The organism is Mesorhizobium sp. WSM4313 (assembly GCF_002294725.1).
GTDB lineage: Bacteria > Pseudomonadota > Alphaproteobacteria > Rhizobiales > Rhizobiaceae > Mesorhizobium.
Genome location: NZ_NSFT01000004.1, coordinates 386,609 through 400,461, shown reverse-complemented (window position 1 = coordinate 400,461; position 13,853 = coordinate 386,609). Strand labels below are relative to the sequence as shown.

Sequence of the window (13,853 nt, the reverse complement as noted above, 5' to 3'; positions counted from 1 at the left end):
CCGACGATAATCCGACCTGCCCTGCCCTATTGCTTCGGCGGCGTGCCCGGCTGGTCTCCGCCGGTGGTCGATTTCGGCACCGGGTTCTTGTCGACCTGAGGGTTCTGGTTGACTTCGTCGCCCGGCGCCTTGGTGGGCTGCACGCTGTTGTCGCAGGCGGCGAGCGCGAGCCCTGCCGCAAGAGCCAGCAGTACAGGACGTTTCTTCATGACGACCTCCTCTCGTTCGCCCCTTTCATGAGGGGCAAACGAGGCGGTGGCGGTTTGGTTGCGTCGACCGGCGGGAACCAACCGGTTGAAATCCCGAGCCAATCGAACGCAACGAGGAACTGATCATGGTCCGCCTTCTGCTTGCCGGCCTTTTTGCCTACACCGCCTATCGCGTTGCCGTGAGGATCATCGACGAAGTGCCTGGAAATGTCGCGCCGCTGGATATGCCGGGCGACGAAAGGCGCAGGCTGCGGCGGCAGTCGGCCGCGATGGGAGTCGAGCCGAAGCGGTAATGGCTCTTTCGGGTGGGAATAGCCCCTTCCGGTGAAGCGTGGATGCCGACGCAGCCCCTCTCCGGCCGCTTCGCGGCCACCTCTCCCCGCTCGCGCGGGCCGAGGAAATTATTGCGAACAAAGCGGAAACGATGCTTGATGGGCGATGAACATCGCCGCCCGTGATTCGTCCTTCGAGGCGCCCGCCTATCTTGGCCGGCTGAACGACGAGCAGCGGCTGGCGGTGATGCATGGCGACGGCAAGGTGGCCGCGCCGCTTCTGGTGATCGCCGGCGCCGGCTCCGGCAAGACCAACACGCTGGCGCATCGCGTCGCCCATCTCATCGTCAAGGGCGCCGATCCGCGCCGCATTTTGTTGATGACCTTCTCGCGCCGCGCGGCGGCCGAGATGGCCAAGCGCGTCGAGCGCATTGCCGGCGAGGTGCTGGGGCGCGACGCGGCCATCATCGCCGACGCGCTCGCCTGGGCCGGCACTTTCCACGGCATCGGCGCGCGACTGCTGCGCGACTATGCCGAGCAGATCGGCCTCGATCCGGCCTTCACCATCCATGACCGCGAGGATTCGGCCGACCTGATGAACCTTGCGCGGCATGAGCTGGGATTCTCGAAGACCGAAAGCCGCTTTCCTACCAAAGGCACCTGCCTGCAGATCTATTCACGGGCGGTGAATGCGCAGGCGCCGCTGGCAGAAGTGCTTGGTTCGGCCTTCCCCTGGTGCTCAGGATGGGCCGAACAGCTGAAGGAGTTGTTCGCGGCCTACGTCGAGGCAAAGCAGGCGCAGAACGTTCTCGATTACGACGACCTGCTGCTCTACTGGGCGCAGATGGCGGCCGAGCCGGAGATCGCGGCGCATCTCGGCGGCCGCTTCGATCATGTACTGGTCGACGAATACCAGGACACCAACCGGCTGCAGGCCTCGATCCTTCTGGCGCTGAAGCCGGACGGCGCCGGGCTGACCGTGGTGGGCGACGATGCGCAGTCGATCTATTCCTTCCGCGCTGCCGAAGTGCGCAACATCCTCGATTTCCCAAAGCAGTTCGTGCAAGCAGCCGCGGTCATCATGCTGGAGCGCAACTACCGCTCGACCGAGACGATCCTGGCCGCCGCCAACAAGGTCATCGGCGAGGCCAGCGAGCGCTTCACCAAGAATCTATGGACCGAGCGCCGGTCCTCGCACAAGCCGCAACTGGTCAGCGTGCGCGACGAGGCCGAGCAGGCCAATTATGTGTGCCAAGCGATCTTGGCCGAGCGCGAGGCCGGCACGGCGCTGAAGGCGCAGGCGGTGCTGTTCCGCACCTCGAGCCATAGCGGGCCGCTGGAGGTGGAGCTGACGCGCCGCAACATTCCCTTCGTCAAGTTCGGCGGGCTGAAATTCCTCGATGCCGCGCATGTCAAGGACATGTTGGCGATGCTGCGCTTTGCCGAGAACCCGCGCGACCGCGTCGCCGGTTTTCGCGTGCTGCAGCTCATGCCGGGTATCGGCCCGTCCGCCGCCTCGCAGATCGTCGACGCCATGGCGACGTCGCTGGACGAGACGCTGGGCCTTGCCCGCTTCCGGCCGCCGCAGCGCGCCGCGCAGGACTGGCCGGTCTTCCTCGACATCTATGGCGGCTTACGCGCCGGCGCCAAATGGCCGGCCGACCTCGAGCGGATCAGGCTGTGGTACGAGCCGCATCTGGAGCGCATCCATGAGGACGCGATCACGCGCCGGGCCGATCTCCTCCAGCTTGAGCAGATCGCATCGACCTATCCGTCGCGCGAGCGCTTCCTGACCGAGCTCACCCTCGACCCGCCCGACGCCACAAGCGACCAGGCCGGGCCGCCGCATCGCGACGAGGATTATCTCATCCTGTCGACCATCCATTCGGCCAAGGGCCAGGAATGGAAGAACGTCTTCGTGCTCAACACCGTTGACGGCTGCATCCCCGCCGATCTCGGCGTCGGCACCAAGGAGGACATCGAGGAGGAGCGGCGCCTGCTCTATGTGGCGATGACCCGGGCCAAGGACAGCCTGCATCTCGTCGTGCCGCAGCGCTTTTATCCGCACAACCAGGCGGCGCGCGGCGACCGCCACGTCTATGCCTCGCGCACGCGCTTCATCCCGGCCTCGATGCTTTCGGCCTTCGAGCAGTCGTCCTGGGCGAGCGCCGCGCTCAAGGACGACCCGCGCCAGCGGCCGGGCGTCAAGGTCGATCTCGGCGCCCGCATGCGCGGCATGTGGAAATAGGCTGCCTGGCCGTTCCAGCCGACTGCAAGGCAAAGAGCCCGATTTGTCTCCGCGTCAGCGGGGGGCACGCCATCCTTGAGAAAACAGCGGCATGCGTGGAACCTCCCGCCGCAAGCCGCGTTGTGTGGCGTCCTTCCCCAGCCAGGGAGGCTCGCCGCCTCCGCAGCCAACTGACGAGGTCCGAATGCACGACAGGACGTTCTTCACACCGGTCGCCCTCAGCGTCGGCGCCGGCCACAAGCGCATGATCGCCTCGCTGTTCGAGATGCATGATTTCCTGACCGAGTTCCCGCCGTCGCGCCGCCGCCTCAGCTATGGCGCCGCGGTGAAGGCCTGCGAGGCCGCGCGGAATGGAGAAATCCCGGTCGAGGCCGCGCGCGATGCGCTGATCACCTTCGCGGTGACGGCAGGCGTCTTGTGGCCTTCAGAGCAGCCGGTCGTCTCGGTCAAGCCGGTGGCGCGCGGCTATGGCGGCTTCGCTGCCTGAATTTTACAACAGAAGACCGCCCTCCCGGAAAGCCCGCCCTCAGTGGCGGGTTTTTCCGTGACGTCATTCCGGCTTGGCGGCCGCCGGTAACGTTTCTGCGATCGGCGCGACCGGTTCGGCCGTGGTCACGAAGGGATAGACGAGTTGCTGGTGATAGAGCTGCGGCACCGGCTCGTCGATGCCGTATTTTTCCGGCATATGTTGCGGCATGAACAAGGTGCCGCCGATCAGATCGAGGACGGGCAACTGTCCGGCGAAGTTCTTGTCATAGGCCTGGCGTTCGTTGGCATGATGCCAGTGATGAAACTGCGGCGAGGCAATCAGCCATCTCAGCGGCCCGAACTTGATGCGGGTGTTGGAGTGGATGAACACCGACTGCCAGTGATAGATCAGCACATAGATGAGAACCGCTTCCCCGGAAAAACCCAGGGCGAAGAGCGGCAGGAACGAAGCCGACTTGGTCAGGATCTGATCCACCGGGTGCACGCGGTGGCCGGCCAGCCAGTCCATCTCCTCGATCGAGTGATGAATGGCGTGAAAACGCCACAGGAACGGCACCGCGTGAAAGGCGCGATGGGCAAAGTAGAAGCCTATATCGGCGATGAGCAGGGCCTCGATCGTCTGCAGCCATAAAGGCTGCGACCGGACGGCGGCCGAAAGCGCCTCGGGAACGACGCGCGGGACCACCAGCATCGCAGCGCCGATCACCAGCAACAGGCCGAACTTGATGACGATGCCGTTGAAGAGCAGATAGAAGACGTCGTTCAGCCAATGCCGGCGCGTGGCCGATTGCTCGGCATGCAGCGGCAAGAGCTGCTCGAGCGGAATGAAGATGAGGGCGATGACCAGCACCGCCTTGTAGTCGATGAGATCGAACACGGTCGCTCGCGGATCGGCTGAGGCCAGTCTCCGACACTAGCCGCCAAAGAATGAACGGACCGTTGCTGGCATACGCGGCGCTGCGAAATCGCGTGAAAACTTTCGACGGCTGCGTGAAACACCACACGGACGGTTGCCGTTCACAATGTCAGTTGCGGACGCGCTTTAAGTCTTTGTTTTGATGCATGTCGTTGTCCCGGAACCGTTGCACACTTTCGGCGACATGCATCGGGAGGGCGGATGTTTCTCGATCGCGAGCGTTTCAAGCCGGCGGCCGAAATGCGGCTTGGCCGGGACAAGTCGTCGATCCGAGTGACGATAACCGATCCGAAGGCCTGCGAACTCGGCGAAGCCGTCTATGCCTGGGTCACCGCCGACGGCAAGGCGGTCAGGATCGGCACCTGCGGCGCCTCGGCGGGCAAGCGCCTGCTTTCCTATCCCGGCTACATCAATCGCAGCCTCACGGGCCGCGGCGGCGCGACGCCTAAATGGGAAGCGCTGAAGTGGCTGAACCTGCTCGCCGAACACGGCATGCTGATGGCGGTGGTGCATCAGCCGGGGTCGACCCCGACCGCGGCGGGCCCGATCAGGCCTATCTCGATGTCGAGCGCCAGTTGATCCGCCAGCAGAGGCCGCTGCTCAACCGCAGGCACCGTTGTCCTCGGATTCAGTGGACCGTGCCGGCGGCATCGCCCGCCGGCCCGCCGCGCGGAATCTCGAAGCTCACCTGGTCGCGGCCATTGGACTTGGCCTTGTAGAGATGGCGGTCGGCGACCTGGAACATGTCATGGTAGGTGGTCGGGCCGCTGAAGGCGGTACCGCCGATGCTCACGGAAAGCGGCCAGGGCCGGCCGCCCGGCGCAAACTCGGCCTCGCGGATGCGGCGCCTGATGGATTCGGCGACCAGAAACGAGCGTGCGGCGTCGGCGCCGGGCAGGAAGACCGCGAATTCCTCGCCGCCGATGCGTCCGACAATGTCGGCGCCGTGCAGTTGCCCCTTGATCGTCGCGGCGATCAACCTCAGCGCCTGGTCGCCGCAATCGTGACCGAGGCGGTCGTTGATCGATTTGAAGTGATCGGCATCGACGATCAGCAGCGCGCCGGTGTCGGCGACCGTTTGGTCGCGCGCCCGCTCGAGATAGGCTTCGACCAGCATCGAGAAGGCACCGCGATTGAAGACCGCCGTCAGGCTGTCGGTCGCAGCAATGACGCCGAGTTCCTTCTGCGTGATGGCCAGCTGGCGCATCTTCCACATCAGGAAGAACAGGAAGGAGCCGCCAAGGACAAGCGGCAGGAAAAGGTCCGTGAGTTGCGCCCAAAGCAGCGCCTGCGGCGACAGCGAGGGGAAATTGAAGGAATCGACGAAGAAGGCGGCGGCAATGAAAAAGGCGGTACCGGCGGCGGTGACCACCACGACCCTGCCCCAACTTGTCGGGGACAAATCGATGCGCATGCCCTTTGCTCCCACTGCAACACGCTTATTGTGGAGCGCGAGCGCAAAAGAAGTCCTAACATATTAGCTTCAATGCAAGTGTGGTTAATACGCCGTCGGCACCGCCTGCCGTGGTAGGCGATCAGAAAGCCCACCACGGATGCGGAAGGCTCTCCGACTGATCGGAGGCCTCGTCAGGCACCGCCGGCCGCAGCCGGCAACGCGGCAGGAGTGCCGCAGAGCCTCAGGGTCGGTCCGATGTTCCCGGTTGGCCGCTGGCTGCATGGTATTGCCCCGCTGCAACCGGTCGATTGTCCAGCGGGAGAACAATCGGCTTCAATGCAAGCTCGGCGCGCAGCAATAACGCGAAGTAACCGGCAGGGCCCGCCTCCACGGCGGCGGGCTCTGCTTTTCCTTTTAGTGGGCTGTCGAGCTGCCCGAACCACCCACGGTGCCACCGATTCCACCGGTCGAGGTATTGCCGGAACCTATGGTGGAGCCGGCGGCCGAGCCGCCGATGCCGGCGTTGAAGCCGCCGGAGCCGCCCACCGTGCCGGTGCCGCCGACGCCGCCCGTCGCACCAAACGAGGTACCAGTGTTGGGGATGATTGTGCCTGTGGCACCACCAATCGAGCCGCTGGTGCCGGCGTTCAAGCCGCCGGCGCCGCCACCCACGGAGCCGGTACCGACGACGCCACCGGTCGCACCGAACGAGGTGCCGGTGGTTGTATCCGCGCCACCACCAATCGAGCCGCTGGTGCCGGCGTTCAAGCCGCCGCCGCCACCTACTGTGCCGACGCCGCCGATGCCGCCCGTCGCACCGAATGGGGTGCCGGTGGTCGTGCCCATGGCACCGCCAATCGAGCCGCTGGTGCCGGCGTTTAAGCCGCTGGCGCCGCCCACCGTGTCGGTGACGCCGATGCCGCCGGTCGCACCGAACGAGATGCCTGTCCCGGTAGTCGTGCCCGCGACGCCGCCGATCGAGCCAGTAGTGCCGGCGTTGAAGCCGCCGGTGCCGCCCACGCCGACGCCGCCGATGCTGCTGCCAAAGCCAGTGCCGAGACCGGTTGAGCCACCCATCGAGGAGCCCGTGCCGGTGCCCGCGCCGCCCGGGTTACCCGCCGCGACGCCAGTGTTGCCAATACCAAAGCCGATGTCGAGACCGGCGGCATTCGCCGGCACGGCGAGAATGGCGATGCCGCCGATCAATGTGCCGGCGATTTTTTCTACGATACCATTCATGGCATTCTCCTTCGTTGCCACTTTTTTCGCACTGCATCGCCGGACTGCCGGGTCCGTGCGCATGCCTGTGCGAGAGGGAATGAAGGGAATACGAACGGGCTCGGTCAGGGTTCCATTTTTTCAAGGAAAAATTCGCTGATTCCGCGTCTTCCTTGATGGTCGAGTTTGATCAACAATCGGCTCGCGGAAAAGCCTGGACCATGCAGCGCTCAGGCGTAGGCGCGACCTTCCTCGGAGCGCTGGAACAGTGCCAGGTCGAGCGACACCGAGGGCCGGCCGAGCACCGTGAGCACCATATGCGCCTGGCCGCGATGGTGGGTCTGGTGGTTGAAGAAATGGCCGAGCGCCGGCGAAAGGCGCTGCGAGACGGTGCGCATGTCGACGGTCATGTAGGAGAAACGGCCGGCGAGCGCCTTGTCACCCATCCCGCCCACCCAGTCGACGATCCTCCTGTCCTCGGCCTCGCGCGCCAGCCTCAGGGCCGGCAAGGCGTGGTAGAGCATGGCGGCGGTGTTCGAAGGCGCGTCGCCCTCGCCAGTGAAGCGCTTCATCCAGACGCGGTCGACGGCGAGCAGATGGTTGAGCGTGCCGAGCATCGAGCCGAAGACGGCGCCGACGTCGCGACCGAGCTCGTCTTCGGCAAGATCGGCGGCGGCATCATAGAGACGGCCATTGGCCCATTGATTGTACGCCGCAAACATCATGAAATGCTGCTTCATTCTTCCCACCCGGCTTGACCCGAATCCGGGCCCTTCGTAACCCGCAGCAACGGACCCGCCAATGACCATTCTGCTCTATGACCTCGTCGGCCATGACGTCGCCCGCCCGTTCAGCCCGCATTGCTGGAAGACCAAGATGGCACTGGCGCATAAGGGACTTGCCGCCACCGACGTGCCGACGCGCTTCCTGGAGGTGCCGAAAGTCGAAGGCGGCGTGTCGAAGACGGTGCCGGTGATCCGCGACGGCGAGCGGGTTGTCGCCGATTCCTTCGCCATCGCGCTCTATCTCGACGAAGCCTATCCGGAACAGCCGACGCTGTTTTCCGGCGAAGGCGGCAAGGCGATGGCACGCTTCATCGAGCGCTGGTCGCAGCTCACCATACACCCCTACATCGCGACGGTGGCGCTGACCGATCTGCATGCGATGCAGGACGAACCGAACGCTGCCTATTTCCGCGAGAATCGCGAGCAGCGCTATGGCAAGCGCCTGGAAGACGTCGTGGCCAACCGCGATGCCGGGCTCCCGGCCTTCCGCGCCGCGCTGGAGCCGCTGCGCTCGACCCTCGCCTATCAGCCTTTCATCGGCGGCGAGGCGCCGCTGTTTGCCGATTACATCGTGTTCGGGGCGCTGCAATGGGGCCGCATCGCCTCGCCTTTCCGGTTGCTCGACGACGGCGATAGCATCGCCCGCTGGTTCGAGCGCTGTCTCGACCTGCATGGCGGGATCGGCCGGCAGGTCGCGGCGGCGGCGTGAAGTCCGCGAGTGTTGGGGGCTGGCATGTTGCGCTATGAGATGCGAGCCGAGATTTGGGTCTACCCCGGCAAGGGCGGCTGGCATTTCGTGACACTACCGGTGGAGTTCGCGGCACGGATCAAGGCGGCGATGGCGGGGCTGGCGCGTCCTTGGGGCTCGCTCGGCATCACGGCGGCGATCGGCAAGACCAAGTGGCAAACATCGCTCTTTCCCGACAAGGCGTCCGGCAGCCTTCTGTTGCCGGTCAAGGCCTCGGTGCGCCAGCGCGAAGGTCTCAAGGCAGGGGATTCGCCGACGCTGACCATTGAGGTCGAGCTTTAGATCAGAGCCGACTGAAGCCGACCGGTCAAAATCCTGTGCAGTGCCATTCGCGTCTACTTTGACGTGTCCTTGTCGTGCGCGTCCCCGTTCGGCGCATTGCCGTCGGCCAGCCTCACGCAGATCGGATCGCCCTGTTCCATGCGCGCGCACTGCCATTCCGGGCCGAAGCCGAAATTCTGCTCTGCGCGCTGCGGGAAGAACAGCAGGGCGAAGACAGCCAAGGCAAGAACCACGGCCACTAAGACAATGCCCGCCATGTCGCCGCGACTGAGATAGGGCCAGTTCATCGCCTCGGCTCCAAGCTGCGTCCAGCGCGTTCGCAGCCGTCCAATTATCCCGCAAAGCGCTCGCCTTGACCAGAAGCCGCCTCCCCTTGGCAAGCCGCCGGGCGGCTTGTATAGAGCCCGCCACTCCAATTTCCATTCCCACAACAAGGACGACCCTATGGCGATCGAACGCACCTTCTCCATGATCAAGCCGGACGCGACCAGGCGCAACCTGACGGGCGCCATCACCAAAATGCTGGAAGACGCCGGCCTGCGCGTCATCGCATCGCGCCGCGTGTGGATGAGCCGCCGCGAGGCGGAAGGATTCTACGCCGTCCACAAGGATCGCCCGTTCTTCGGCGAGCTGGTGGAATTCATGTCGTCGGCGCCGACCATCGTGCAGGTGCTGGAGGGCGAGAACGCCATCGCCAAGAACCGCGAAGTGATGGGCGCCACCAACCCGGCGAACGCCGCCGAGGGCACCATCCGCAAGGTACATGCACTGTCGATCGGCGAGAATTCGGTGCATGGCTCGGACGCGCCCGAAACCGCCGCGCAGGAGATCAAGTACTGGTTTTCGGACACTGAGATCGTCGGCTGAGGCGCAAGCTCGAGTTTCACCAAACGGCCCGCTCCAGCGGGCCGTTTTTGTTTGAAACGGGTGGTCACATCCGCCGCCTGCCCTAGGTTCAGCGAAATTGGCAAAAGTAGCGCTGGGCGTCGGCGGCTGTGAGCCGCGCTTCCGCCGAACCGAGGGAGGGAGGCATGATCAAGCCTCATGTTTCTGAAAGTGGCGGCCTTGCCTATCCGGACGACCTCGCCCTGTTGAAGCGTATCTATGACGAGGTCTGCGAGGAGCGCGGCATCGTCTTAGGCAGTCCCGAGGCGTCGGACCTGGCGATAGAGGCGATGAGACTGTTTTCCGCCGGTGTCTTCGATGAAGTGGCGATCGGCCGCCGTCTCCGAGGCGGTGACGTGGAGACCGGGGAAGTTCAGTCCCCGTCGCCGTAGCGGATGACTTCCACCTTCTCCCGGGTGATCAGGCAGCTCTTCGTCCTGGTCAGTGCCTTGATCTCTGGGATCAGCGCATCGATCTTCTCCGGCGCGTCGACGATCTCGACGACGATGGGCAAATCCTGCGACAGGCGCAGGATCTTGGCGGTGTGGAGCACGCTGGAGCGGCCGAAGCCGAGTGGGCTCCTCAGCACCGTGGCGCCGGCCATGCCGGTCTCGCGCGCCTTGATGACGATTGCTTCATGCAGCGGCTTGCCGTCGGCCGCCCTGTCGTCCTCGCCGAAGAAGATCCTGAGCAGCGCGCATTGCGCGGGAAGTTCCATGTTCTCTTCTCCCTGATCACCTGTGTGGCCCATCACCTATTGGCCGACTGCCTGTCGACCGGCAGGCGGTTGAGCCTGGACGCCATGAGATAGCCCAGCCACGCGGCGGCGAGCGACAGGCCGACCACACTGATGAGATAGGTCGCGGCCAGCGGCAAGTCGCCCTTGAACAGCAGAGTGAAGGTGTCGAGGCTCATCGCTGAGAACGTGGTGAGGCCGCCGCAGAAGCCGGCTATGACGAAGTTGCGCCCGGCCTGCCCGACCATCAGGCGGCCGTCCGGCCCGGTCAGCGTGGCGAAAGCGATGATGATCCAGGAGCCGACGACATTGACGAAAGCGGTCGACCAAAGCGCATTCAGGCCGAGCAGGGAGACGATGACATAGCCCGACAGGAAGCGGGCCAGCGAGCCGATCGCCGCGCCGCAGCCGACCGCCAGATAAAGCCGCATTGCCATCTGCCTGTCCACCATCGCTCAGCCCGCAGCCCCGATGGATGAACCAAACACCCACACCACCGCCCAGAAGCCAAGGGCGACGAACAGCACGCACAGAGCCGACGACGCTACGACATTGAAGGCGGCCAGCCGCCCCTCGCCTTCGAGCGCCAGGCTGAGCGTCTGCAGGCAGAAGGACGACACCGTGGTGTAGCCGCCGAACAGGCCGACGACGATCAGGTCGCGCACGAGATCGCTGGCGAAGACGCCGCCGACCGAGCGTGCCGCGCCGGCGAAGGCGCCGATGGCCAGGGCGCCGGAAACATTGACCAACAACGTGCCCCAGGGAAAGGTCTCGCCGATGGAACGGCCGACCACGCCGGAGAGGAAAAAGCGGGAAATGCCGCCGAAGAAACCGCCGATCAGGACCAGGGCGCAAGCCGCAAGGGTCATCGCTTCAAAGCCTTTCCAAACGCGATCCCAAGCCGGAATCACTTCATAAGAACAGGCACGAAGCGAAGCGGAAAAACAAATCCTGCCGCGCGAGAGCACGCCTGGCAGGAGTCATCAGCCCATAAGGGCGGTTTCGGGGGAACCCCATCCCCATTTTCGAGGGAACCTAGGCGGTCGCAACAGCGCGGTCAATTGCGACGTGCTTGAATGACGGGCAGAACCGTCGAGACGGTCAGGCCAGCCAGAGCATGATGCCGAAAAGCGTGAAGCGGCTTTCGGACGACATCATGCTCTGTTGTTTTCGACGCAATTCGGGACGGAAAACCGCGCCCCGTTTTTCCCGGAATTGCTCATAAAACCCGCCGCCCCCCGGCGGGCAGACGTCATTTGGCTTGACGGTCTTTCACATTCGCATGGGCGTTCGCTGCCTCGGTATCGGTAGACGGCGTCTTCGTCTCCTCACCGGTGAATGGACTGCCCTGTCCAGGCGCAAGGTCGCCGCTGTGGCCGGCCTTGTTGGTCTGGAACGGCTGGCTGTCTGGGCTGAGGCCATGCTGCTCGGCATTGAACAGATGATCGTCCGCCCGGGCAACGCCGGCAAAGGCAATCAGCGATACACCCGCGGCTGCGAGGATAAGCGTGCGCTTTTTCATGTCTGGTCTCCTTTGAGTGGCCAGATCGAGCCCGCGCATTCGGTCTGGCGGCTTAAGTGAAGGGACATTGTCCCTTTGCCTGCCCGCCATCTGCATAAGTCAACGCCCGGCGTTGCCGGTTTATTCCGGAGAAAACGGTGTCCAGGTACAAAAGTTGCGCGGTCGGGCTCGGCGCGCGACGTCAGCGCGCCATTTTCAGCAGAACCGTCTGGGGCTTGCCCGTCAGCGGATCGACCTGATGACTTGTAGCGGTAACGAACATCAGCCGTTCGCCAACGATAATACGCGCCTGCAGCGTATAGGTCCGGCCCTTCTGGATCGCCTTGCGATCGAAACCGATGTCGAACCTGATCGGCACCTGGCCGGTGGGCGCTATCCTGCGCCTAGCGACCACGGTTGCCGGCGCGTCGGCCAGCGAAACATCGGCGAGCTCGACCACGAGCACGGCGTCGGGCGGCAGCGCGATGCGCTCGCGGTAGGTCACCCCGCCCGCGATCGTCATTTCGCCGGCGTTGGTCGCTTCCGGCACGGCGAGCGCGCCGACGACCAATGGCACCAGCCCGAAAATGAAGAATTCCGCGATCCGGTCCAGCATGAGATTGCTCCCGCCAAGCAAATCAAACCAATCGAAAGGCTTGGGAGGGATTGCGGTCGTTCAATGGCCGAACGGGAGTTTTTTCTGATGCATGTCGTTGTCCAGAACCGCTGCACACTTCTGGGCGACATGCATTATTCGCCCTGTTTCTTCCAGCGCTCCGCAGCTTGATCGTCGGCTTCCTTGGCCTCGACCCAACCGCCCTCGGAGCCGTCGGCGCGGTGTTCCTTCTTCCAGAAGGGCGCACGCGATTTCAGGTAGTCCATCAGGAAATTCGCCGCCTCGAAGGCCGCCTGCCGGTGCGACGAGGCCGCGACCACCAGCACGATATTCTCGCCCGGCGCTATCTTGCCGTGGCGATGGATGACGGTGAGCCCCTGCAGGGGCCAGCGCCCGGCGGCCTCGGCGGCGATGCGGCCGATCTCGGCCTCCGCCATGCCGGGATAGTGCTCGAGCTCGAGCGCCGAGAGCGCGCCCTGCTCGTCACGGCAAAGGCCGGAAAAAGTGACCACGGCGCCGATATCGGTCCGGCCTTTGGCCAGGCCGGCGATCTCGGCGGCGACGTCGAAGTCCTCGCGCTGGATGCGGATGGCGGGCACGACCGCGCCGGCCATGTCAGCCCCCGGTCATCGGCGGGAACAGGGCGATCTCGCGCGCGCCTTCGATCTTCTCGCGATGGCCGACATGCTCCTGGTTGATGGCGACGCGGATGACGTCAGGGTATTGCAGCGCGTTCTCATACTCCTCGCCGCGCGACTTCAGCCAGCGCAGCAGATCGGCGACCGTCTCGATGCCGGCAGGCAAGTCGACGTCCTCTTCCGGCTTGCCGATCCGCTCGCGCACCCAGGCGAAATAGATGAGTTTCGTTGACATCCGCGCTTCCTACTCGTCCATGATGTGCTTGAGGCCGGCGCGGAAATAGTCGTAGCCGGTGTAGAGCGTGACAAGTGCCGCGACCCACAGCAGCACGAGGCCGATCTGCGTGGTCAGCGGAAAGATCTTGTCGCCGGCCGGGCCGACCAGCAGGAAGGCGATGGCGACCATTTGTATGGTGGTCTTCCATTTGGCGAGCTGGGTCACCGGCACCGACACCTTCAAGGCGGCCAGATATTCGCGCAGGCCCGAAACCAGGATCTCGCGGCACAGGATGATGATTGCCGCCCATAGCGACCAGCCGGCGATGCCGCCATGGCGGTCGGTGTCGGCGGCAAGCAGGAGCAGGCAGGTGGCGACCAGCAATTTATCGGCGATCGGGTCGAGCATCTTGCCGATGTTGGAAGTCTGCTGCCAGGCGCGCGCGAAATAGCCGTCAAAGTAATCGGTGATCGAGGCAAGCAGGAAAATGACCAGCGCCGACCAGCGGGCGAAGTCGGACGACTTCAGGTGGCCTTCAAGAAAAAAGCACAGCACGACCAGCGGCACCGCGATGATGCGGGCATAGGTAAGGATGTTCGGCAGGTTGAACGCGCGCTGTGCCATGTCGTCTCGGGAAATCTCCACCGCCAGACGTACTCAAATCAGAAGCCAATGTAGGGGGTCAACAGCCGAGATT

General features: G+C 64.4%; 22 protein-coding genes and 1 riboswitch. Of the genes, 8 read left to right on the top strand and 14 right to left on the bottom strand.

All coding sequences use genetic code 11. The features are described 5' to 3' along the window. Positions 1-26: 26 nt before the first annotated feature. Complete coding sequence (locus CK219_RS12575; protein WP_095767065.1) at positions 27-209, bottom strand: hypothetical protein; 183 nt, start codon at positions 207-209, stop codon at positions 27-29. A gap of 125 nt (positions 210-334) precedes the next feature. On the opposite strand from CK219_RS12575, the gene CK219_RS31650 reads away from it, so the two are divergent. The 3 genes from CK219_RS31650 (at position 335) to CK219_RS12560 (ending at position 3,216) form a co-directional block, all read left to right on the top strand. Then, positions 335-502 carry a hypothetical protein gene (locus tag CK219_RS31650; RefSeq protein WP_095767064.1) on the top strand — a complete coding sequence of 56 codons (168 nt, stop codon included), beginning with the start codon at positions 335-337 and terminating at the stop codon, positions 500-502. Between the two features lie 145 nt (positions 503-647). Further along, on the top strand, positions 648-2,729 hold the full coding sequence (locus tag CK219_RS12565; protein ID WP_095767063.1) for an ATP-dependent helicase: 2,082 nt from the start codon (positions 648-650) through the stop codon (positions 2,727-2,729). A gap of 184 nt (positions 2,730-2,913) precedes the next feature. After that, a complete protein-coding gene (locus CK219_RS12560) occupies positions 2,914-3,216 on the top strand; it encodes a DUF982 domain-containing protein (protein ID WP_095767062.1) in 303 nt (100 codons plus the stop codon). Positions 3,217-3,279: 63 nt separating this feature from the next. Here CK219_RS12560 and CK219_RS12555 read toward each other — a convergent pair whose 3' ends face one another. Further along, the gene (locus tag CK219_RS12555) at positions 3,280-4,095 is read right to left on the bottom strand and encodes a sterol desaturase family protein (protein WP_095767061.1); all 816 of its coding nucleotides are present in this window, start codon (positions 4,093-4,095) and stop codon (positions 3,280-3,282) included. 240 nt (positions 4,096-4,335) lie between these two features. On the opposite strand from CK219_RS12555, the gene CK219_RS12550 reads away from it, so the two are divergent. After that, entirely contained in the window at positions 4,336-4,713 is a 378-nt protein-coding gene (locus CK219_RS12550) for a hypothetical protein (RefSeq protein ID WP_095767060.1), read from the top strand. A 49-nt stretch (positions 4,714-4,762) separates the two neighbouring features. Here CK219_RS12550 and CK219_RS12545 read toward each other — a convergent pair whose 3' ends face one another. From CK219_RS12545 to CK219_RS12535, 3 genes are all read right to left on the bottom strand, one after another. Next, complete coding sequence (locus CK219_RS12545; protein WP_095767192.1) at positions 4,763-5,548, bottom strand: GGDEF domain-containing protein; 786 nt, start codon at positions 5,546-5,548, stop codon at positions 4,763-4,765. Positions 5,549-5,944: 396 nt separating this feature from the next. Continuing rightward, complete coding sequence (locus CK219_RS12540) at positions 5,945-6,769, bottom strand: hypothetical protein (protein WP_095767059.1); 825 nt, start codon at positions 6,767-6,769, stop codon at positions 5,945-5,947. 209 nt (positions 6,770-6,978) lie between these two features. Then, entirely contained in the window at positions 6,979-7,488 is a 510-nt protein-coding gene (locus tag CK219_RS12535; RefSeq protein WP_095767058.1) for a DinB family protein, read from the bottom strand. A gap of 61 nt (positions 7,489-7,549) precedes the next feature. Between CK219_RS12535 and CK219_RS12530 the strand changes: the two genes are divergently transcribed. Both CK219_RS12530 and CK219_RS12525 read left to right on the top strand, forming a co-directional pair. After that, entirely contained in the window at positions 7,550-8,242 is a 693-nt protein-coding gene (locus CK219_RS12530; RefSeq protein ID WP_095767057.1) for a glutathione S-transferase family protein, read from the top strand. A gap of 24 nt (positions 8,243-8,266) precedes the next feature. Further along, positions 8,267-8,563, top strand: coding sequence for a DUF1905 domain-containing protein (locus CK219_RS12525; protein WP_095767056.1), 297 nt, complete (start codon positions 8,267-8,269; stop codon positions 8,561-8,563). A 53-nt stretch (positions 8,564-8,616) separates the two neighbouring features. On the opposite strand, the gene CK219_RS12520 is transcribed toward CK219_RS12525, so the two are convergent. Next, on the bottom strand, positions 8,617-8,850 hold the full coding sequence (locus CK219_RS12520) for a hypothetical protein (protein WP_095767055.1): 234 nt from the start codon (positions 8,848-8,850) through the stop codon (positions 8,617-8,619). Between the two features lie 157 nt (positions 8,851-9,007). On the opposite strand from CK219_RS12520, the gene ndk reads away from it, so the two are divergent. Continuing rightward, on the top strand, positions 9,008-9,430 hold the full coding sequence (gene ndk / locus CK219_RS12515; RefSeq protein WP_027165590.1) for a nucleoside-diphosphate kinase: 423 nt from the start codon (positions 9,008-9,010) through the stop codon (positions 9,428-9,430). 164 nt (positions 9,431-9,594) lie between these two features. After that, the gene (locus CK219_RS12510) at positions 9,595-9,840 is read left to right on the top strand and encodes a hypothetical protein (protein ID WP_095767054.1); all 246 of its coding nucleotides are present in this window, start codon (positions 9,595-9,597) and stop codon (positions 9,838-9,840) included. On the opposite strand, the gene CK219_RS12505 is transcribed toward CK219_RS12510, so the two are convergent. The 8 genes from CK219_RS12505 to pgsA form a co-directional block, all read right to left on the bottom strand. Beyond that, positions 9,822-10,166: a DUF190 domain-containing protein gene (locus CK219_RS12505; RefSeq protein WP_095767053.1), complete on the bottom strand. Its 345-nt coding sequence runs from the start codon at positions 10,164-10,166 to the stop codon at positions 9,822-9,824. The two genes, CK219_RS12510 and CK219_RS12505, sit on opposite strands and share 19 nt — an antisense overlap. 32 nt (positions 10,167-10,198) lie before the next feature. Then, on the bottom strand, positions 10,199-10,621 hold the full coding sequence (gene crcB / locus CK219_RS12500; RefSeq protein WP_245340464.1) for a fluoride efflux transporter CrcB: 423 nt from the start codon (positions 10,619-10,621) through the stop codon (positions 10,199-10,201). Positions 10,622-10,639: 18 nt separating this feature from the next. After that, a complete protein-coding gene (crcB, locus tag CK219_RS12495) occupies positions 10,640-11,053 on the bottom strand; it encodes a fluoride efflux transporter CrcB (protein WP_095767051.1) in 414 nt (137 codons plus the stop codon). Positions 11,054-11,151: 98 nt separating this feature from the next. Next, a riboswitch (Fluoride riboswitch) is annotated at positions 11,152-11,214 on the bottom strand. A gap of 222 nt (positions 11,215-11,436) precedes the next feature. After that, on the bottom strand, positions 11,437-11,706 hold the full coding sequence (locus tag CK219_RS12490) for a hypothetical protein (protein WP_095767050.1): 270 nt from the start codon (positions 11,704-11,706) through the stop codon (positions 11,437-11,439). Positions 11,707-11,887: 181 nt separating this feature from the next. After that, a complete protein-coding gene (locus CK219_RS12485; protein ID WP_095767049.1) occupies positions 11,888-12,301 on the bottom strand; it encodes a YbaY family lipoprotein in 414 nt (137 codons plus the stop codon). 134 nt (positions 12,302-12,435) lie between these two features. Further along, entirely contained in the window at positions 12,436-12,915 is a 480-nt protein-coding gene (locus tag CK219_RS12480; protein ID WP_095767048.1) for a molybdenum cofactor biosynthesis protein MoaE, read from the bottom strand. A gap of 1 nt (position 12,916) precedes the next feature. Beyond that, positions 12,917-13,174 carry a molybdopterin converting factor subunit 1 gene (gene moaD / locus CK219_RS12475; RefSeq protein ID WP_095767047.1) on the bottom strand — a complete coding sequence of 86 codons (258 nt, stop codon included), beginning with the start codon at positions 13,172-13,174 and terminating at the stop codon, positions 12,917-12,919. Between the two features lie 9 nt (positions 13,175-13,183). After that, the gene (gene pgsA / locus CK219_RS12470) at positions 13,184-13,780 is read right to left on the bottom strand and encodes a CDP-diacylglycerol--glycerol-3-phosphate 3-phosphatidyltransferase (RefSeq protein WP_095767046.1); all 597 of its coding nucleotides are present in this window, start codon (positions 13,778-13,780) and stop codon (positions 13,184-13,186) included. Between the last annotated feature and the right edge of the window lie 73 nt (positions 13,781-13,853).